The 20,505-nt window shown below is 45.6% G+C and carries 19 protein-coding genes and 1 rRNA gene; 10 read left to right on the forward strand and 10 right to left on the reverse strand.

Annotated features, from left to right (window positions below; translation table 11 throughout):
* Together F458_RS0108275 and pssA are read right to left on the reverse strand one after the other, a co-directional pair.
* A 16S ribosomal RNA gene (locus tag F458_RS0108275) occupies positions 1-196 on the reverse strand; the annotation flags it as partial.
* A 343-nt stretch (positions 197-539) separates the two neighbouring features.
* Positions 540-1,349, reverse strand: a complete 810-nt coding sequence (gene pssA / locus F458_RS0108280) for a CDP-diacylglycerol--serine O-phosphatidyltransferase (RefSeq protein ID WP_018982938.1) — start codon at positions 1,347-1,349, stop codon at positions 540-542.
* A gap of 283 nt (positions 1,350-1,632) precedes the next feature.
* Between pssA and xdp1 the strand changes: the two genes are divergently transcribed.
* Complete coding sequence (gene xdp1 / locus F458_RS20110; protein WP_018982939.1) at positions 1,633-2,370, forward strand: exosortase-dependent surface protein XDP1; 738 nt, start codon at positions 1,633-1,635, stop codon at positions 2,368-2,370.
* A 90-nt stretch (positions 2,371-2,460) separates the two neighbouring features.
* Positions 2,461-5,238, forward strand: a complete 2,778-nt coding sequence (locus F458_RS0108290; protein WP_018982940.1) for a tetratricopeptide repeat protein — start codon at positions 2,461-2,463, stop codon at positions 5,236-5,238.
* A gap of 35 nt (positions 5,239-5,273) precedes the next feature.
* Here F458_RS0108290 and clpB read toward each other — a convergent pair whose 3' ends face one another.
* The 3 genes from clpB to rluD all read right to left on the reverse strand — a co-directional run bounded on the left by clpB (position 5,274) and on the right by rluD (position 9,664).
* The gene (clpB, locus tag F458_RS0108295; RefSeq protein ID WP_018982941.1) at positions 5,274-7,865 is read right to left on the reverse strand and encodes an ATP-dependent chaperone ClpB; all 2,592 of its coding nucleotides are present in this window, start codon (positions 7,863-7,865) and stop codon (positions 5,274-5,276) included.
* 97 nt (positions 7,866-7,962) lie between these two features.
* Positions 7,963-8,718, reverse strand: a complete 756-nt coding sequence (gene pgeF, locus F458_RS0108300; protein WP_232362647.1) for a peptidoglycan editing factor PgeF — start codon at positions 8,716-8,718, stop codon at positions 7,963-7,965.
* Entirely contained in the window at positions 8,681-9,664 is a 984-nt protein-coding gene (gene rluD, locus F458_RS0108305) for a 23S rRNA pseudouridine(1911/1915/1917) synthase RluD (protein WP_018982943.1), read from the reverse strand. The genes pgeF and rluD overlap by 38 nt, the downstream gene beginning before the upstream one ends.
* 167 nt (positions 9,665-9,831) lie before the next feature.
* Here rluD and F458_RS0108310 point away from each other — a divergent pair, with 167 nt between their 5' ends.
* Entirely contained in the window at positions 9,832-10,599 is a 768-nt protein-coding gene (locus F458_RS0108310; protein ID WP_018982944.1) for an outer membrane protein assembly factor BamD, read from the forward strand.
* Positions 10,600-10,626: 27 nt separating this feature from the next.
* On the opposite strand, the gene F458_RS0108315 is transcribed toward F458_RS0108310, so the two are convergent.
* From F458_RS0108315 to F458_RS0108325, 3 genes are all read right to left on the reverse strand, one after another.
* Positions 10,627-11,316, reverse strand: a complete 690-nt coding sequence (locus tag F458_RS0108315) for a ChrR family anti-sigma-E factor (RefSeq protein WP_018982945.1) — start codon at positions 11,314-11,316, stop codon at positions 10,627-10,629.
* Positions 11,309-11,920, reverse strand: a complete 612-nt coding sequence (locus F458_RS0108320; protein ID WP_018982946.1) for a sigma-70 family RNA polymerase sigma factor — start codon at positions 11,918-11,920, stop codon at positions 11,309-11,311. The genes F458_RS0108315 and F458_RS0108320 overlap by 8 nt, the downstream gene beginning before the upstream one ends.
* Positions 11,921-12,039: 119 nt before the next feature.
* Positions 12,040-12,555, reverse strand: coding sequence for an LON peptidase substrate-binding domain-containing protein (locus tag F458_RS0108325; RefSeq protein WP_018982947.1), 516 nt, complete (start codon positions 12,553-12,555; stop codon positions 12,040-12,042).
* A gap of 220 nt (positions 12,556-12,775) precedes the next feature.
* Here F458_RS0108325 and F458_RS0108330 point away from each other — a divergent pair, with 220 nt between their 5' ends.
* From F458_RS0108330 to F458_RS0108350, 5 genes are read left to right on the forward strand one after another with little or no spacing between them, the layout of a single operon-like run.
* Positions 12,776-13,207, forward strand: coding sequence for a nuclear transport factor 2 family protein (locus F458_RS0108330; protein WP_026294586.1), 432 nt, complete (start codon positions 12,776-12,778; stop codon positions 13,205-13,207).
* On the forward strand, positions 13,204-13,920 hold the full coding sequence (locus tag F458_RS0108335) for an SDR family NAD(P)-dependent oxidoreductase (RefSeq protein ID WP_018982949.1): 717 nt from the start codon (positions 13,204-13,206) through the stop codon (positions 13,918-13,920). The genes F458_RS0108330 and F458_RS0108335 overlap by 4 nt, the downstream gene beginning before the upstream one ends.
* A 20-nt stretch (positions 13,921-13,940) precedes the next feature.
* A complete protein-coding gene (locus F458_RS0108340; protein WP_018982950.1) occupies positions 13,941-15,203 on the forward strand; it encodes an NAD(P)/FAD-dependent oxidoreductase in 1,263 nt (420 codons plus the stop codon).
* Positions 15,200-15,925, forward strand: coding sequence for a DUF1365 domain-containing protein (locus F458_RS0108345; protein WP_018982951.1), 726 nt, complete (start codon positions 15,200-15,202; stop codon positions 15,923-15,925). Before F458_RS0108340 ends, F458_RS0108345 begins: the two co-directional genes overlap by 4 nt.
* Before the next feature lie 8 nt (positions 15,926-15,933).
* The gene (locus F458_RS0108350; protein ID WP_026294587.1) at positions 15,934-17,190 is read left to right on the forward strand and encodes an SAM-dependent methyltransferase; all 1,257 of its coding nucleotides are present in this window, start codon (positions 15,934-15,936) and stop codon (positions 17,188-17,190) included.
* Positions 17,191-17,303: 113 nt separating this feature from the next.
* Here F458_RS0108350 and F458_RS0108355 read toward each other — a convergent pair whose 3' ends face one another.
* Both F458_RS0108355 and pomA read right to left on the reverse strand, forming a co-directional pair.
* Positions 17,304-18,236: a flagellar motor protein MotB gene (locus tag F458_RS0108355; protein ID WP_018982953.1), complete on the reverse strand. Its 933-nt coding sequence runs from the start codon at positions 18,234-18,236 to the stop codon at positions 17,304-17,306.
* A 5-nt stretch (positions 18,237-18,241) separates the two neighbouring features.
* On the reverse strand, positions 18,242-19,003 hold the full coding sequence (gene pomA, locus F458_RS0108360) for a flagellar motor protein PomA (RefSeq protein ID WP_018982954.1): 762 nt from the start codon (positions 19,001-19,003) through the stop codon (positions 18,242-18,244).
* Positions 19,004-19,307: 304 nt separating this feature from the next.
* Between pomA and xseB the strand changes: the two genes are divergently transcribed.
* Both xseB and F458_RS0108370 read left to right on the forward strand, forming a co-directional pair.
* The gene (xseB, locus tag F458_RS0108365; protein ID WP_018982955.1) at positions 19,308-19,550 is read left to right on the forward strand and encodes an exodeoxyribonuclease VII small subunit; all 243 of its coding nucleotides are present in this window, start codon (positions 19,308-19,310) and stop codon (positions 19,548-19,550) included.
* Positions 19,551-19,598: 48 nt separating this feature from the next.
* Positions 19,599-20,486, forward strand: coding sequence for a farnesyl diphosphate synthase (locus F458_RS0108370; protein WP_018982956.1), 888 nt, complete (start codon positions 19,599-19,601; stop codon positions 20,484-20,486).
* Positions 20,487-20,505: the final 19 nt, after the last annotated feature.

Here is a 20,505-nt window from a genome sequence, read left to right on the forward strand (position 1 = left end):
CTTTGGTCCGTAGACATTATGCGGTATTAGCCACCGTTTCCAGTGGTTATCCCCCTCGCAAAGGCAAGTTCCCAAGCATTACTCACCCGTCCGCCGCTCGTCATCTTCTAGCAAGCTAGAAATGCTACCGCTCGACTTGCATGTGTTAGGCCTGCCGCCAGCGTTCAATCTGAGCCATGATCAAACTCTTCAATTAAAAATCGAAAATCTATCTATGAATCGTCGGTTGACACTCTTAACGAGTGCCCACACAGATTGTCTTGTTATAAATTGTTAAAGAACATTGTTTGAAGTGGCTGTAAGCCTTGCCTCAAACGGGATGCGTATGATACTTCGCATCAATTTTTTGTCAATCATTTTCTTTTATTTTTTTGAAAATTTATGACTCTCTTCTAACTCACATTGAACATTGTCGCCTGTTCGTTGAAGAGGCGCGCATTCTACAAACACCAGATTTAAACGCAAGCACTTTTTGTAAAAAAATAAAAAAAGGTGTCCACCCGGACACCTTTTAATCAACTTTAAAAAAATCTGCTTAGCTAACTCTTTTTATCCGTTGTTTCAGCACCTGCGTCTTCTCGCTCATCTTCGGTAAAATCAGCATCCGCTTCTTCATGATCCCCGACCACATCATCCAGCGTCATTTTGTCTACCGTTCTGAATGTATTGATTGGACCAGCAAGTGCGTAAAGCGCAAATACAATAAATAGCACCAAAGCAGGCTCGGTCGCTACAATCACAAAAATCATGAGAATGATAAGGATAGCAACAAATGGCACCTTGCCGTGCCAGTTAACTTCTTTAAACGAATTATATTTAAAGTTACTCACCATAAGCAAGCCAGCAGCAGAGGTTATAAACGCAACCACAAGTCCATAGTCATTTCCGTTTGCGCCATATTCCACGCCTACCCATACTAAACCAGATACAAGCGCCGCTGCAGACGGACTGGCTAACCCTTGGAAAAACCGTTTATCCGCAATCCCAACCTGAGTATTGAATCGGGCCAGACGTAAGGCTGCGCCAGCGACATATATGAACGCTGCCAGCCAGCCAAGCTTACCCATTTCACTGAGGCCCCAGTTGTAAGCCACTAACGCTGGCGCCATACCGAAGGAAACCATGTCAGCCATAGAGTCATACTCTGCGCCAAAATCGCTTTGGGTATTGGTCATTCGGGCAACGCGCCCGTCTAATCCATCAAAAACCATCGCGACAAAGATAGCAATCGCCGCGGCCTCAAAACGTCCGTTCATGGAGGAGACAACGGCGAAAAAGCCGGAAAACAAACCCGCGGTAGTTAGAAGATTGGGAAGCAGATAAATTCCCTTACGTTTGCTTTGGGACATATTTCCTCATTTATTCAAAAAACAGTTATATATAGTATTTCATATAAGAGGGCTGCCAGGATAGCAGAAACTCCGGCCCACCCAGTTATAACGACGTATTAGTTTGCATACTCCCAATTGGCTGTAATAGGTCACACCAGCGTCTATTATACGCAAAGTACTGTCAGTTATTTTTACACTTATAGCTATCCGCGCGCCATATGATTGATTTTTAAACGATTTAAATATGGCCGAAGTTTTGCTAGTAAAAAATTACATAAAAAGTTGTATCTAGGAAAACATAATGAAAAAGTTTACATCAGGCATTGCCATACTTTGTGCATTACCTTTTATCTCACTATCAGCGCTTGCTGCAGATACAGTTTGGAATTTTAACAGCTCTCAAGCTCATTTGAATATAGATAATAAGCGGGCAGGCAATACACTAAGTACCTTCCAAAATGGCCAATCACTAGAGGTAACAGCTTGGTCAGGGAAAGAAAGTAAACGTGTAAAAAGCGCTATTATCGGCGCCAATGAATGGGGTTTACTCGCGACTAATACGGGTCAGGGACATAGTAAAGGCGAATACAATGACGGTCATTACATTGACAATGAACAGAGTAGCGATATGTTGCTTTTTTCATTTGAAAATTCAGTCAGTGTCAGTGGCTTACGTCTCGGCGCTGTCTACAATGATAGAGACTTGTCTATTGCAGCCTTTAGTTCAATGCCAATACTGGCCGGAAGGAGTTGGGAAAATATTGCTAATCAGGCAGTATTTAAGGAAAGCTACTCTAATGCAGACTTCAGTCACAGTAATACGCTGAGTTTTTCAAATATTGTCACAGAAGCTAAGTACTGGCTGATCGGCGCATATAACACAAACTTCGGTGGCAACACTTTTTGGACTGGTGAAAAAGACTATTTCAAGCTTGTAAGCCTCACAACTCATTTTTCACCGAGGGTCGATGTCCCTGCACCTGCCACAGCCCTCCTCTTTGGCGCCCTGGGAATGTTGGTACTCAGACGCCGAAAATAATACTAATGTATACAGAGAAGCCCCTTATTAAAGGGGCTTTTTTATGTAGACTACAATCATGACGTTGCTGTAAAGAAAAGTGAGATATCAGTGAACACCGTAATTAAGGCCAGTATTTTAAGTACTATGTTGTTAAGCAGCGCTGCAACCTATGCCAACAATAAATCGGCTTCTTATGATGATGCGCTCGTGGCATTTAATCAGGGCAGCGTACAAGACTCTTATCTGCTGCTTAAACACGTTTTGAAATCCTCGCCGGAGCACTTGCCCGCCAAGCTGTTGATGGGGCGGATATTGCTGCTGGACGGTTATATTAAAGAAGCTATCGACGAATTTGAGGAAGTGCTGCTGGCCGGTGGCGATAAAAATCTTGTTTTGCCGCCCTTGTCGAGAGCTTACCTGCTGGACGGTCAGTACGATAAAGTCTTCACGCTTTTAAAACGAAATACTTTGCAGAACGAGGCTAAGCTTTCAGTTACGTTGGTAGTAGGCACTGCACACATTAGGCTCAATCAACTCGCCCAGGCCCAGGTACTATACGAAAATGCATTAGATGACTACCCAAATGAGGTTGCTCTTATTAATGCTCAGGCAAATCTAATGCTGGACATTGATGAGATTAGCAAAGCAGAAGTGTTGGTAGCACGATCTCTAAACATAAAGCCTAACGAACCGTTTACGCTCATCACATTGGGTAAGTTGAAAGACATGCAGGGCGAGTCTTCGCTGGCAGTTTATAAAAAAGCGTATGAGACAGCCCCTGACAACCCTGCAACCATGCGCGCTTATGCCAGTGCCCTGGCCGAAAATGAACAGTTTGGAATGGCATCTGAAATCATTGCAAAGATTGAAGAGCAGACACCGGGAGATGTGCAGAACCAGCTGATCAAGGCACGTATTCTGGCACTTACTCAACAGCAGTTTGAGGCCGATAAAATTTTAAAGTCCCTGGCGGATAAATTGAGTTTGCTCACCGAAAAACAACTTAATGAGCGAATCGAGCTTAGCCTGATTACCGGGATTGTAGCGTATTTAAACAAGAACTACAGTCTCGCCAGTACTGAGTTATATCGCTACGTAGGTAAACGTGACGCCTCCCCCGAGCAGTTAAGTATGCTGGCAGACGCAATGATTAAGACCAGTAACTTCAAAGACGCATCAAACTTACTGGATAAATATGAAAACAAGGTAATCGCTCACTTGCCCTTAGCTCGCTTGTATTGTGAGCTGAACCTTGCCCTTAAGCGATCTTTTAAATGCGATCAAATACTTCCTGAACTAAACGCCCGATACGAAGGCAAAGAAAACTATTCTATTCTTAAGGTTAAACTTTTACTTCATAAGGACGACATCGAGCAAGCCCGAAGAATGCTTAATACAGATTTGGCCAGCTCCGAAAATGAAGAAGTTATCCGTCTTAAAATTGCTCTACTCAGCCAGCAGGAAAATTATCGCGAGGCGCTCACACTCACTCAGAAACTGCTTGACCGTCAGCCCGATAGTCTTGGGCACCGGGCTATACTGACAGATCTGCTAATAAGAACCAATAGTCTGGATGAGGCGAAGCGCTCCATCGAAGTTCTGCTTGACGCCGATGCAGACAATGTAGCCGGATTAATTGCAAGAGCGCGGGTAGCCTTTCAGGAAAAGGCATGGGCAACATCCAGCGCAGCTATTGAAGCGGCTATAAAACAGGATAAAACCAATGTTGCGGCCCGAATCCTCGCGGCTCAGATTTATCTTGCTCAGGATCGTACCGATGAAGCTGTTGACCATTTGCTTGCGGCCAAAACCCTGGATAATAAAAATGTTGAGGCGCGTCAGTTTTTAATTGAAGTGTATCAAGGAGAAGGCGATTTACAGGCAGCTCTGAGTGAAATTAACGCGCTTATAAGCATTGACCGCTTATCGGCTGATTATCACTTACAAAAAGCCGCGGTACTGAACGAGATTGGCGATATGTCTGCGGCGCGCTCCCAGCTTAATATGGTATATGCGCTGTGGTCTGAACAACCGTTTAAATTACTATTACTGGCCCAGCACCAGCTGGCGTCCAACGATTCGACAGGCGCTGAAAAATCCTACCTGGCGGCTATTAAGCTGGCAGCAAAAACACAGCAGCCTCATCTGGAGTATGCTTCATTTTTAATTAGCCAAAAACGCTTTGATGATGCATCAGAGCGTCTGAGCATCTTTGCTAATCAGTTTGGCAAAACAGCGAATCTGGCGCTGTTGCGTGGCGATCTTGCAGCTGCAAAAGGTGACAATGACGCGGCGTTTGACGCGTATATGGTATCTCTGGACCGGTCTGGGTCATTTCAACTGCCCTTGATTAAAGCCTTTGAGCTGGCCCGAACAGGTACAAAACGCAACTCACTTATAGAATATTTGCAAAATAACGAAGCGCAAAACACGCGTTTTCGTCAACACCTGTTAGCTGATTTGTACTATGTAGATAACAGGCATGAGCATGCGGAAAAAATCTATCTGAATTTACTTGCCGACGACTCCCTGCCAAACAGGGCGTTTGTGCTTAACAATCTTGCAAATATTTATGCGACAGCGCAACCACAAAAAGCGTTGCGTCTGATCGATGAAGCACTTGCTTTACAACCTCGTTCAGCAGCACTGATGGATACAAAAGGTTGGCTTATTACACTATCGAAAGATTATCAAAGCGGGTTAGAAATATTACGCAAGGCTTATACCCTGGATGCGTCTGATCCTGCAGTGCAGTATCACATCGCCTATGCTCTGAAGCAGCTGGGCCGTAGTGATGAAGCCAGGGCAATATTAACCAAACATCAAACGCTCAATGAGACGTTTCGCGAGCGGGAAGACGCCAAGATTCTTATGCAGTCCATATGAAAAAAGGAGGCTGTGCCTCCTTTTTTATCCGTATCCTAGTGCCTTATGGGATCCGGTTTTACGATTACAATTTGCCCGTCTTCCTGATCAATTCTTATGGTTGAATCAGGGACAATATTGCCTGACAAAAGCTCTTGGGCCAGAGGGTTTTCAATCTGATGTTGTATAGCCCGTTTAAGTGGCCTCGCGCCAAAGATCGGGTCAAAGCCTGCTTCAGAGAGCTTGTCCATCGCAGCCCCGGACAATTCCAGTTTGAAACCTTTCTCTGCCAACCTTGCGCGAAGAGAAGCCAGCTGGATTTTGGCGATAGATTTTATCTCTTCTTTGCCTAGCGGATGGAACACAACTATGTCATCCACCCGGTTGATAAACTCCGGCCTGAAATGCTGCCCCACTACGCCCATTACCATGGACTTCATTTCCTCATACTGGCTCTGGGAATGTTTATCCTGAATTATATCTGAACCCAGGTTGGAGGTCATGATAATCACTGCATTCTTGAAGTCGACGGTTCTGCCCTGTCCATCGGTCAGACGGCCGTCATCAAGCACCTGAAGCAAAATGTTAAATACATCCGGATGGGCTTTCTCTACTTCATCCAGCAGAATTACAGAATAAGGTTTGCGGCGAACTGCTTCGGTCAGATATCCGCCCTCTTCATAACCTACATAGCCGGGAGGCGCGCCCACCAGTCGAGACACCGAATGCTTCTCCATAAACTCCGACATATCAATGCGCACCATGGCATTTTCTGTATCAAACATAAAACCTGCCAAGGCTTTACACAGCTCGGTTTTGCCTACGCCCGTGGGGCCGAGAAACAAAAAAGATCCTATGGGTCTGTTGGGATCTGCCAATCCCGCTCGGGAACGCCGGATTGCGTTAGATACTGCGGTGACTGCCTCACTTTGCCCCACTACCCTTTTATGTAGCGCATCTTCCATACGCAAAAGCTTTTCTCGCTCGCCTTCAAGCATCTTAGCCACAGGGATCCCTGTCCAGCGTGATAACACCTCCGCTATCTCACTATCAGTGACCTTGTTTTTAAGTAGCATAGTTTCCTGAGCTTCGCCTTCTGAAGCACGTTCAAGTTTCATTTCTAGCTCGGGTATACGGCCATACTGAAGTTCTGACATACGGTTGAGATCTGAGGCACGGCGGGCAATTTCCAGATCTAACTTGGCCTGTTCAAGTTCAGACTTGATCGTCTGGGTGCCTTGCATAGCATTCTTTTCATCAGTCCAGATAGACTCAAGTTCTGCATATTTCTGTTCAGCCTGCTCTCGCTCAAGCTCTATCATTTCAAGGCGCTTATGACTGGCGTCATCGGTTTCCTTAGCCAGCGCCTGCTCTTCCAGCTTAAGTTGGATTATACGTCGCTCCAGACGGTCCATATCTTCTGGCTTTGAATCAATTTGCAGGCGAATGCTCGACGCTGCTTCATCAATTAAATCAATCGCTTTATCGGGTAGCTGGCGGTCACTGATGTACCGGTGAGACAAACTCGCAGCGGCGACAATAGCCGGATCGGTAATGTCTACCGAGTGATGCAACTCATATCTTTCTTTGAGACCGCGTAAAATCGCGATGGTATCTTCCACTGAGGGCTCATCCACCAGCACTTTCTGGAAACGACGCTCCAACGCAGCATCTTTTTCAATATACTGGCGATACTCGTCCAGTGTAGTTGCCCCTACGCAATGCAGCTCTCCCCGGGCTAACGCAGGTTTGAGCATATTTCCTGCATCCATCGCACCGTCAGCTTTGCCAGCGCCAACCATAGTATGCAATTCATCAATAAATAATATGACGCGGCCCTCTTCTTTGGCCAGCTCTGTCAGTACTGCTTTAAGACGTTCCTCAAATTCCCCACGATATTTTGCACCGGCCACCAGCGCTCCCATATCCAGAGACAATACTCGTTTGTCCTTCAAGCCTTCGGGTACTTCTTTGTTGATAATACGTTGTGCCAGTCCTTCCACAATAGCGGTTTTGCCCACACCCGGCTCACCGATAAGAACCGGATTGTTCTTAGTCCGCCGCTGCAGTACCTGGATGGTTCGCCGAATCTCGTCATCTCGTCCGATGACAGGATCCAGTTTGCCCTGCTCAGCGCGTTCGGTAAGATCCGTGGTAAATTTCTCCAGGGCCTGCCGTACGTCCTCAGCATTAGGATCCGTCACCTTCTGGCCATTGCGCATTGTATCTATCGCATTTTCGACTTTCGCTTTGGTAAGATTCAGCTCTTTAAATATGCTACCTAAGCGGCCCTTGTCTTCCAGCGCCGCCAACACAAAAATTTCCGATGTGATGTACTCATCTTTGCGCTGTTGCGCAATTTTATCGCACATATTCAGCAACATGCCCGATTCTTTACTGAGCTGTACATCGCCGCCAACGCCCTCTACCCGCGGAAGCCGCTCAATGGCTTCACTCAGTGCTGAACGTAGTGCATTGATATTGATACTAGCGTGATCGAGTAATGGGCGGATTGACCCGCCCTGCTGATTAAGCAGCGCTGTCATTAAATGAACTGGTTCAATAAACTGGTGATCTCTGCCCAAAGCCAAAGACTGGGCATCCGAAATGGCTATCTGAAATTTGCTGGTAAATCTGTCTAATCGCATACCTGTATCTCTTGCAAAAACCCTAACCAGGTTATGGGTACTATTTGCCACCGATTCAAGTTAACAGATTAAAATACCGTCAATGTATTGATGCATATCAAACAAGACCAATGACACTGACCATTCGCCCTGGCGTACCGCTGTGTTCATGCATGCTACGGCGGTGAGAAAAGAATTCTTGATTGTGGTGATAGGTGCATCGCTTAGCATCAGTCACTGCATCGACACCAGCGTTGTGTAATTGATATCTGGCGATGCCGGGAAGATCCAGACGCCATTTACCGGGTGCTTCATCCGGAACGGCTACGCCTTTGTACACGGAAAATTTATTCGCCAGTGTTTCATCAACCTGATAGTGAAAGCCGCAAATCGCCGGGCCTATCCAGGCAAGTATATCTTCTGGCGACGACCGCATCGTTTGGATGGTGCGCGCAATTATCCTGCTATACAGCCCCTGCCAGCCCGCATGAATTGCAGCCACCTCAGTGCCCTGCCGATTGCACAGTAATACAGGTACACAATCAGCTGTCATTATTGCACACCACAGCGTGGGATCACTGCTGATGCTGGCGTCTGCTTCTGAATCCTTTGCAGGTAGCATTACCGCACGATTACCATGAACCTGATCCAGCCACTGTAATTTATCGGCACCGGGAAGTTTGGCGCGGTTTGCCAGTACATAATCGGGGTCATCCTGCACATGCAAACCTAAATTCAATGTACTGTGGCGGCCGATGCTAACGCCGCCGGCACGGGTGGTGGTATAAGCGACCACCGACGCGGGAGCGCGCCACTGAGGTTTGATCAGCGGTAAATCAATAGTCGTCGAAGCCATGGGTTGTCGTATCGTCACGCACCTTTTCCAGCAAGTTAACAAAATCATCCGGCAATGGTGCCTGCCAGGTCATCCACTCATTGGTTTCAGGATGAAATAAAGACAATTTTGCAGCGTGCAACGCCTGACGTTTAAACTGGCGTAACGTTTCAACAAAATCATCCGATGCGCCCTTAGGCAATCGGGGACGTCCACCATACACTGGATCGCCAACTAACGGATGCTTTATATGCGTCATATGAACACGAATCTGATGAGTCCGGCCGGATTCCAGTTTAAGACGAATAAATGTGTGTGCGCGAAATTTCTCTCGTACCCGATAATGAGTAACCGCCGGTTTGCCGCTTTCTCTTACCGCCATCAACGTGCGCTTAGTCTGATGGCGACCAATAGGTGCATCCACTTCACCACCGCCAACCATCGTACCTATTGCCAATGCATCGTACTCGCGACTCATGGTACGTTCTTGTAATTGCGCCACTAAGTGCGTTTGCGCCGGTATCGTTTTCGCCACAACCATCAAGCCGGTAGTGTCTTTATCAAGCCTGTGCACGATGCCCGCCCTGGGAACCTTATCAATATTCGGTACATGATTTAACAACGCGTTAAGCAACGTGCCGTCCTGATTCCCAGCCCCCGGATGCACCACCAGGCCTGCCGGTTTATTGATAATTAGAATCGCATCATCTTCATAAACAATATCTAAATCGATAGCCTGGGCTTCACTTTTTGTCTGAACCTCCATTACAGCTACCACATTAATCGTCTCTTCCATTGCCACTTTGTGTTTTGGCGTAGCACACACCTGGCCATTAATTGTAACATTACCATCAAGAATCCAGGTTTTTAGCTTTGACCGTGAATATTCAGGGAACAAATCTGCTAATACCTGATCTAACCTGTTACCAAAATGGTGGGATTCTGTTACCGCCTCAAGATGCACGGTATTTTCTGACTGGGACATAGAGCGCCAATTCGTTGGATGAAAAGACGCATTATAACAAGCTTTATGATTTCTTGAGATGATCTTTGCAGGATTCTATAGTCATTAGCAGAACGAGTACGTTAGAATGCTAATATAAATGCAGAACAGCCACACCAAAACGACGAATTGGGGAACGAGAAAATAATATGAAGTCATTCCGTTATATGGCGCCGCTGGTAGTTGGCGTCATGGTATCTGTTGCAGGATGTAGCTCCTCTGACGACGCAGAAGAAAAGGCAGCGATGGCCAACATGGGCGCGCAGCAGATGTATCAGCAGGCACAGCAAAGTATGCAGTCTGGAAATTTTAGCGCAGCATCCAATACGCTTAGCGCGCTGGATTCTCGCTATCCGTTCGGTCCTTTGTCTCATCAGGTTCAGTTAGACCTAATCTACAGCTATTATAAGTCTGGCAAGATCGACGAAACCATTGCCACCATAGATCGTTTTATCAGGTTGAATCCAAATCATTCGGACATCGACTATGCATTTTACATGCGCGGCCTGGTAAATATGGAGGCGGACAGCAACCTGTTTCAGGAACTATTAAATATTGATCGCACAGACCGGGATCCGTCCAAATCCAGACAGGCTTTTGATGATTTTCGCCGTCTGATACAACAATACCCAGATAGCAAGTATGCCGCTGATGCGCGCAAGCGTATGATGTTCATTAAGAACCGTCTGGCAAGCTATGAGATCGCTATTGCAAAATTTTATATGCGTCGAGAAGCCTATGTAGCTGCTGCTAACCGGGGTCGTTATGTCATTGAGCATTTTCCGGATTCTGATCAGGTGCAGCGTGCGCTGGAGATTATGGTATCCAGTTATGAAGAACTGGGGTTGACCGAGTTGCGTGACAACGCCATTAAAACGTTAAAGCTTAATTATCCGGATAGTAGTTTTATCAGTTAATACAAAACCTGCGTCAAGCAGGTTTTTTTAGCGAAAATAGACAGCGCTAAAGGGATTAATGAATTTTGCAATGCCACAAGTGAACTGTAACGGTTGGTCGAGAACACTGAATATCAGACATCCCTGGGGGGAGTCTGTATAGGGGGTGTGAGTATCTGTGCCACTCATGCGAATATAATCGCCTGGTTGGTAAGCATTAATGCCGTCTTTAAATTCTCCTTTTAACACCAGGGTGGTCTCGACACCTTTATGCGTATGTTCTGGTATCTCGCCGTGCTGTCCAATATAAACCAGATTTGCTATCTGCGCCCCGCCCAATTTAACAGGCGCCTGCCACACCTTTCCCACGAGACTTGACCAATTTCCCACTGACGAAATGAACTTTCTCAATGTGCGAGGAAGAACAAATCTTCTGCCATCAAGCTCAACAGTAGTAGGCATTTTTTTGGGAGGGGGTACAGCATTCGATGCGGGTGACTTTACAATTTCATCGAAAATTGCAGATAAATTGGTGGAAGTGTGTACGGCCCGAGTCTCTGCAGCCAATACATTTTCACTGGCAAATTTTTCTCCCAGCAAAACGGTTTTCTCATGCACTACTTTACTACACCTATCACAATAATCGCAGTGTGCCCGGACCATTAATGATTCGACAGGTGTCAGCCCACCCTGAACATACAACGATAATTGTTCAGGGTCAGGATGAAACTTAATCATGGTCGTTTAGCATAACCTTCAAACGTTGCAGCGCAAGGCGTGTTCTCGACTTTACTGTGCCAAGTGGAATACTCAGTTCATCGGCCACTTCCTGCTGAGATTTACCATCAATATAAATAGCCTCAATGACAGCTTTCTGCTTTACCGGAAGCGATTCGAACATAAAACCAATTTGCTCAAGTGTTATCTGTTCATCCAGCGACGCTTCATTGGCATCGGCTGTTTGTTCACATAATACGGGCCACAAGTCGTCAGAACATACATCTTCTTTACGATTTTGAAGTTTACGCAGCATATCGAAACGAATATTTCTCGCAATTGTAAATATCCACGTAGACGGGCTGCCTTTCTCCGCGTTAAACAAATGCGCTTTCTGCCACACATTTGACATAGTATCCTGGACCAACTCCATCGCCAGAGCTTCATTACCCATTTGCTTAAGCGCATAAGAGCGAAGGCGGGGAGCAAAATAACTAAAAATTCTGGCAAACGAACGTTTGCACCGATTTTCTGCTATTGAAACGATATAGCCTGACATCTCTCCAGCACAATCTTTCGGTTTAACTACACTGTTGCTTTGTTCTAATGGGATTCCAACTAACATAAGCTTCCGTCCGCCTTTCCTGTATGGTAATGAGTATCTACGGCGAAAAGTTATGTGATCCATGACCAGGTGTTTACAGTAATCTATTCTTGGTTGCCAATGTAATATTTACACACTGTCTATTGCATCAGAGCACTTAAATAGTTTAGCAACGGCTTACAATCTTTTTGAGTAAGAAAATACTGTTTTTGTTTAGCATCTATCGGTAGTAATTCTAACCATCGATAAAGTACCCACCGAGGATCATCAAACTGAGCGTTGTCATACAAACTACTAATCTCTGAGTAACGCTCGAATACTTCCTCTAACCTTTCCACCATAGGTGTAATTTGTTGGGGGGAAACATCACATTGCCAAGCATCATGCTTTTCATACTGCCCAACTCGTAATCCGTCAGGCTCTGTTTCGATGTTTCGCACCTCTACGTTGTAAAGACCAGCAACCTTTATGCCAAGCAATCCATCTTCGAGCAATTCAAAGTCAATAATTTTGGCAAACGTACCTACAGGAAAAATATGTTTGTTATCTTTTTTATCTCCTTCCGCATTCAGCATACACACCACAAAACCGGCATCTTGTGCACAAACCTCCTTTACCATCCGCGTGTAGCGGGGTTCAAAGATTCGAAGCGACATCCGTCCTTCTGGCATCAGATGAGCAGATAGCGGAAAAAGAGGTACAGATTGATACGACATTCAGCTGCGCAAAGTAGATGAGTGATTGAGGCTGATTACGCCCTTAAATTGTAATTGGATCGACAATATCAGGACAGTGCGACGCGCAACAATTAGCCACTTATGATCTTGAGTATGAAAATTTGGGTAATGTTTTTATACATTTTACAAAATAATGCCCATGACCCATATAGAAAGATTTTGCTCGATTTATCGGGACCTTACAAAAATTTCATCTACTGATTTGCAGACTATTTACACGCAGGATGTAGAATTCATTGACCCCATTCAGCGTCATAAAGGCATTGACGATGTGGCGCACTATTTTGAAAAGCTTAATGAACAGGCATCGTCTTGCGAGTTTGACATTCAACACGTTGTCACCTGTGAGTCCAACGATGCAGATATTCATTATCTGATTACGTGGTATATGACATTGGTGCTGAAAAAGCCGCAAAAGACAATTCACCTGGATGGTACGACATTACTGAAGAAAACCGACCAGGGGTTTTACTTTCATCGTGATTACTACGATTTGGGTGAAATGGTCTATGAACATATTCCCCTTATCGGTTGGATAATCAAAAAGGTAAAAAGGAAGCTAGCTCAATGACTACTATGTTAATAACCGGCGCAACATCCGGAATAGGTGAAGCGCTGGCTCTTAAGGCAGCAGATAATGGCTATGAAGTCATTGCATGCGGCCGCAACCAGGAAAAACTGGACACATTGGGCGAACACACCAATATCACCGGACTGCGGTTTGATGTCAGCGATGCTAAGCAGACTGCAGAAGCATTAAATCAATGTACATTTGATATTGCAGTATTGAATGCGGGCACCTGTGAATATGTTGATATAGATCAGTTTGAAACCGATATGTTTCGTCGGGTTTTTGAGGCTAATTTTTTTGGTGTCGTAAACTGTGTGAATGGGCTATTACCGAACCTTAATAAAGGTAACAAACTCGTCATCGTCGATAGTATGGCGCGCCTGTTCCCATTTACCAGAACAGAAGCCTACGGTTCATCAAAAGCTGCCCTCCACTATTTTACCAAGTCTCTCGAAATTGACTTGTGGGACAAAGGCGTGAAGGTTCAGGCAGTTTCACCCGGGTTTGTTGAAACCCCCTTAACCGATCAGAATGATTTTGACATGCCAATGATGATTAAAGTTGAGCGGGCTGCTAAAGATCTGTTGTATGGTATAGAAAAGAATCGCCAGTCTATCTTTTTCCCAACCTTGTTTGGCTGGATTATGCGCTTTATGCACATTCTGCCTACAGGGTTGCAGCGAAAGATATCTTTGTCTATGCGTAATAAGTAGTAACTAAAGAGTACAAAATAATGAATCAGAAGGTTGCCATTATCGGAACAGGAATTTCCGGTCTAACCTGCGCCCACCTTTTACACAACCGCCACGATATTACTGTTTATGAGTCTAACGACTATATTGGCGGTCATACTGCGACCAAACAGGTTACTGTTAAGGACAAACACTACGCCATAGATACCGGGTTCATCGTATTTAATGACTGGACATACCCGAATTTCATCAAACTCATGGAAAAGCTATCGATTAAGAGTCAGCCCACTGAGATGAGTTTTTCTGTACACGCGCCAAAATCCGGTATTGAATACAATGGTAACACCATCAATACCCTCTTCGCCCAGCGTCGCAATATATTAAGACCGCGCTTTTGGCGAATTGTGAAAGACATTCTTACATTTAATAAAGCCTGTAAAAAACTTATTAAAGAAGATGCGAAGGTCGCAGATAAAACCCTTTTCGGATTTATCCGCGAGCTAAAGCTAAGTGATGATTTTGCTAATTTATATATTCTTCCTATGTGTGCAGCAATCTGGTCAGCCAGTATTGAACAAACCCGCGAGTTCCCTTTACGTTTCTTCCTGCAATTTTTTGGCAACCATGGCTTATTGAATATTACGAACCGCCCTCAATGGTACACGTTAGTGGGCGGCTCTTCTTCCTATATTGAACCACTCATTGCGAGCTTTAAAGAACGGATAAAATTATCAACGCCGGTGCTGTCGGTGGAAAAAAGTGCTGAGCGCTGGCGAGTTGTAACCCAGGATGGTTATGATGATTATGATCAGGTCATCTTTGCCTGCCATAGTGATCAGGCTCTGAAAATATTGGCAAACCCAACCACTGAACACAACGAGATTCTCGGCTCGATTCCTTATTCAATGAACGATGTGGTGATGCATACTGATACCAGCCAACTCCCCGACCGCAAGCTCGCATGGGCAAGCTGGAATTATCGTCTGACAGAGTCTCCCGATGAGGCCCGGGCGCCGGCTACGGTTACCTATGATATGAATATCTTGCAACAATTGGATTGCGATACAACATTTTGCGTGACTCTGAATAATACAGCAGCGATTGATGAGTCTAAAATCCTGGGGCGCTATCAGTATGCGCATCCACAATACAGTCACAATATGGTTGCTGCTCAACAACGTCGCCAGGAAATTTGCGGCATAGACAATCTTCATTTTTGCGGGGCCTATTGGTATAACGGCTTCCACGAAGATGGTGTAAATAGTGCTCTGGATGTTGCTGCCCGGTTTGGAGAAACCTTGTGACTAGCAGCGGTATTTATCATGGCACAGTATATCATGAGCGATTTTTGCCTACCCGTCATAGATTTACCTACTCAATTTTTTTATTCTGGATCTCTCTGGATGAGCTGAATCAACTAGATGAAAACGTTAAACATTTTTCATCAATGCATCGGTCGCTTGTACGTTTTCGTAGAACAGATTACGTTGGGGACGAAAGTCAGGATGTTAAATTGTCAGTATTGAGTAAAATTACTGAGTTGGGCGGGCCAGAGTTGAACGGGGATGTTTTCTTGCTAGGACAGTTGAGAATGTTCGGGCTATATTTTAGTCCGGTCAATTTTTATTTTGTAAGACCTGCAGGCAATACTGATTTTAGTCACATGCTGGCGGAGGTGTCTAATACCCCCTGGAACGAGCGTCATTATTATCTTGTAAATTTGGCTGAACAGCGAGATACCGAAAAGCAATTTCATGTATCCCCCTTCAATCCGATGGATATGCAGTATAAATGGCAAATCGAGCAGCCTGGTGACGCCTTTACATTGCGCATGGACTGTTATCAGGATAAAAAACATTTCAGCGCGGGCTTAGCCATGAAGTATGAGCCTCTGACTTCAAAGACCTTGCGCAAAGCACTTTTGAAGACACCTAGTATGACGGTCAAAACCGTTGTTGGAATTTATTGGCAGGCGCTTAAGTTATGGCTCAAGCGCACGCCTGTTTACTCGCACCCGAATAGTTAGGAATTGATATGTCACACGGAGAATCCGCAGCAACTATATTGCCAGCAGGGTCGCTTGTCGACAGAATGAGCCGTACCGCATTTCTAAAAGTGATGTCCGTCTTGCCAGAAGGACATATGAAGATTGCCGAGCAAGGACATACCATTGCGAAATTCGGTAACCCTGATGACCCACTCCAGGCAACCATTGATATTCAGTCAATATCAGCTTACCGGCAATTATTATTCGGCGGCAGCATTGCTGCCGGAGAAACTTATATGGACGGGCTATGGGAAACTCCCGACCTGACTTCAGTTATTCGCATTTTCGCTCGTAATCTGGCCTTTCTGGATAAGTGGGAAAATAAATTTAAGTGGTTAACGCTGCCGGTACACAAAGTTCAGCATTTCACTCGCCGCAATCATGCAGCGCAGGCAAAGAAAAATATTGAAGCCCACTATGATTTAGGTAACAAGCTATATACCCGGTTTTTGGATGAGACGATGATGTATTCGTCCGCTATTTATCCTGATTCCAATTCCAGTCTCAGAGAAGCACAGCATCATAAGTTATCAGCATTATGTAATAAGCTTCAGCTTACCGAACAGGATCATCTGCTGGAAATTGGCACCGGCTGGGGAGGCTTGGCTATATATGCCGCCAAACACTACGGCTGTAAAGTCACGACTACTACGATCTCAGAAGAACAGTATGCGTACGCCCGGGATTGGGTAGCCAGAGAAAATTTGCAAGCGCAAGTCACCTTGTTAAAAAAGGATTATCGTGATTTGTCAGGCACTTACGATAAGCTGGTATCGGTTGAAATGATTGAGGCTGTAGGTAAAAAATACCTTGGTAATTTTTTCGCTAAATGCAGTAGTCTTTTAAAAGAAGACGGCATTATGGCGTTGCAGTCTATCACTATCGACGACAGGCGGTTCGACAGTTACGCTAACAGTGTCGATTTTATTCAAAAGTATATTTTCCCCGGTGGCTTCCTGCCCTCTCAGTTGGTTATTAATGATCATCTCAAGCGCTACAGTGACCTTATGATCCGTGATTTACAGGATATCGGGCTGGATTATGCGAAAACGCTGGACGACTGGTATCGAGGGTTTGTCAGTGCTAAAGAGGCGTTAATGGCTGATGGTTACGACGAGCGATTCGCCCGGATGTGGGCGTATTATCTCAAATATTGTGAAGGGGGATTTCTGGAGCGCACCATTAGCGCCGTTCAACTGGTAATCACTAAGCCTCAGTGCAAAGCACCGCTGGTTCGTGGGTAACATCGTTAGCCCTTTAACTCATACCTGAGGTAATAAAAAGGCTTACCCGTATTGGATAAGCCTTTTTTATTAATATCAGCAAATTGTTTGGCTTGCTGATATCGACGATGTCTTTAATCCTCCAATACAGAAATTGGTTTGGATAGCTTAGGCTTACCCTGATTAATATGTATCTCTACCCGACGATTCCTGGCCCGCTCCTCGTCATTCTGCGGCTCTTTAACAAGAGGCTCAGTGGCAGCTTTCCCCGCCACTTTCATTCGACTTTCATCAAAACCCTGCGCCTGGCGAACCTCTTCAGCAACAGCTACAGCCCGCTGAGCTGATAGATCCCAGTTCGATCGGTATAGCTCATTGGCGATATGCTGACCATCACTATGACCAGAAATTTCAATCTCGCCGGGCATGTCGGCGAGTAACCTGCCTACTTTCCGTAATACTGGCGTAAATTGAGGTTGAAGAAACGCCGAACCAGCAGAAAATGAACCATTCTCACGAATACGGATAGTCAGTTGCTGCCCCAGGCTTTCAAGTTCAATAGCACCATCCAGAATTTCTTTCTGCAACTGCTCGGCAACCTTTTTCATCATTTCATTGATTTCTTCTTTTTCAGCGCTTTGCTCAGCCGATGAAGATTGCTCTGTGGAGGTGCTCTGGGCCTGTCCGCCACGCTGCTCACCACGTTGTTTCTGACGGCCGCCGGCTGAATCTTCATCCCCCGCCTGAAACTCAAGCATTTGCTGCGTGACTTCTATTGTTTGTTGTTGGATAGTTTCAATAGGCGTAGGATCAGGTTTACCCGGTCTGAACTCCATGGCGATGACCGATGTCCCTTTAGGGATATCTTTTACTTCGATTTTATTCTGCACACCAAAGGCATACTTCATTGAACCGGCAATTTGCTTAAATTTAAGCACATCCATTTCAGAAAAGGCCAACAGCAAAACAAAAAAGCACATCAGCAGCGACATTAAATCAGCAAAGGTCCCCATCCAGGCAGGCAAACCTTCCGGCGGGCATTTCGGACACTCTTCTTCCTGCGCCATACAGGCTACTCCTCCTCGCCGTTGGAACGCTTACTCGAGGCCAGATAATTCTTTAGAATTCCTTCGATAACACGGGGGTTCTGACCATCGGCTATGCCCACAATACCGTCTAATATGAGCTTTTGATTTAACTTTTCTTCTTCCAGCCTGTTGTTCAGCTTAGAGGCAATTGGCAAACAGATAACATTGGCCATAAATGCACCGTACAATGTAGTTAGAAGTGCTACCGCCATGGCCGGTCCTATGGCTTTGGGATCATCCATATTTGAAAGCATCGCCACCAGACCAATCAGCGTTCCAATCATTCCCATAGCCGGGGCGACATCGCCCATGCCTTTGAAAATAGATGCGCCAAACTGGTGGCGCTCGGTGGTCATCGAAATATCTTTCACCAGTGTTTCTCTAACCACTTCAATATCATGGCCGTCCACCAGCATGTCCACCCCTTTTTGCATAAACGGGTTACCAATTTCAGCTTCCTCTAAGGCTAGAAAGCCGCCTTTACGTGCTGAATCTGCCATTTCAACGATTTTCTCGATTAGTTCATCAGGCGTATCGATTTTGAACATAAATGCTTTGCCAGCAATTTTTCCTGCTCCGAAAAACTGGCCGAGCGTGAATTGGGAAAGTACGACAAAGAGCGTACCACCAAATACAATTAGCACCGCAGGGACATCCATAAACATCATCAGATCCCCACCTAAAATCATGGCCATGACTATGAAACCAATACCACCTAACATGCCTATGACGGTTGCTAAATCCACCTGTAAATCCTCACTCTATGAATACGTTATTTGCGACGAAACATGACTTCTAAACGTGCTTGCAAATTAGCAGGTTACAAAGCCGCAAAAATAGCGCCATGTATACTATCGGCATTGCGTGAAAATTCTATAACCAAATTGAAGTAATTGCTGTTTGATTTGGCTCACTTAAGTATTCAAAGTCAAACCCTAATCAGAAGAATATGAAAGTGACTGAAGCAGGCCATGTCACTGGACAAACCATTTGACCACCCCTCCCCGGTCGGTTAATGTGCGCGTATTAATTCCAATCGCGGAAAGAGTAGTGACTGACAAAGAAAAATCAATCTCTTTTGAAGATAGTCTGACGGAACTTGAAACTATTGTCACAGAAATGGAAAACGGCGACCTGCCCCTTAATCAGGCACTGGAAAAGTTTGAACGAGGCATCCGGTTGTCACGAATCAGTCAGCAAGCACTTGAGCAAGCTGAACAAAAGGTTAAAATTCTGCTATCCGAGCAGGGCCAGGACACACTCCGGGAACTGACAGACGAAAACGACGGTTAACGCCGATTGTTAAGGTACTGTTATTGAATACGGACAGCAGGCAAAATTATGAACTTTGACGCGCTTCGTCAGCAAGTAAAACAGCAGACAGATGAGGGCCTACTGGCACTTATCGACTCGCTTCCCAGCCATGCCCCCAGCCTTAAACAAGCGATGCAGCATGCTTTACTGGTTGGTGGCAAGCGAATGCGTCCGCTACTGACACATTTAATCGGAAATGCACTGGATATCCCCCGGCAGGATCAATTGGTGATCAGCATGGCTATTGAATGTATCCATGCGTATTCACTGGTGCACGATGACTTACCTGCGATGGATGATGATGCACTGCGTCGGGGTCAGCCTACATGCCACATCAAGTTTGATGAAGCTACCGCTATCTTAGCTGGCGATGCGCTGCAGACCCTGGCGTTTAGTATTCTGGCCGAGCACCCTGTTTCTGCACAAGCGGAAGGCCAGCGGGCAAAGCTGGTGGCAATTCTGGCCAGGGCGTCGGGCTATGAAGGTATGTGTGGAGGTCAGGCGATTGATCTCTCGGCAACCGGTCAGAGTATCGACATAAACACTCTGAGACGTCTGCACCAGCTTAAAACAGGCGCTCTGTTAAGTGCTTGCGCTGAGATGATCACCCTAGTGGCAGATATAAAAGATTCGGACAGACAGCATTTCATTACATTTTCACGTATTATTGGTCTGGCCTTTCAGGTACAGGATGATATTCTGGATGTCGAAGGCGATGCTCAATTACTGGGCAAGCCACAAGGCTCAGATGAAGCGCTGGGGAAAAATACCTTCCCTGCGCTAATCGGAATGGACCAGGCTAAACAAGAGCTGGCCAGGCTACATGAAGAGGCGCTGCAGGCGCTTGCCAGCTTACCCTACAATACCGAATACCTGTCAGCATTTACTGATCTGATGGTTAATCGCCGCCATTAGTAGATGTTGTATCTCATAA

Origin of the sequence: Salinimonas chungwhensis DSM 16280 (assembly GCF_000378185.1) — a bacterium.
In the GTDB taxonomy this organism is placed as follows: domain Bacteria; phylum Pseudomonadota; class Gammaproteobacteria; order Enterobacterales; family Alteromonadaceae; genus Alteromonas; species Alteromonas chungwhensis.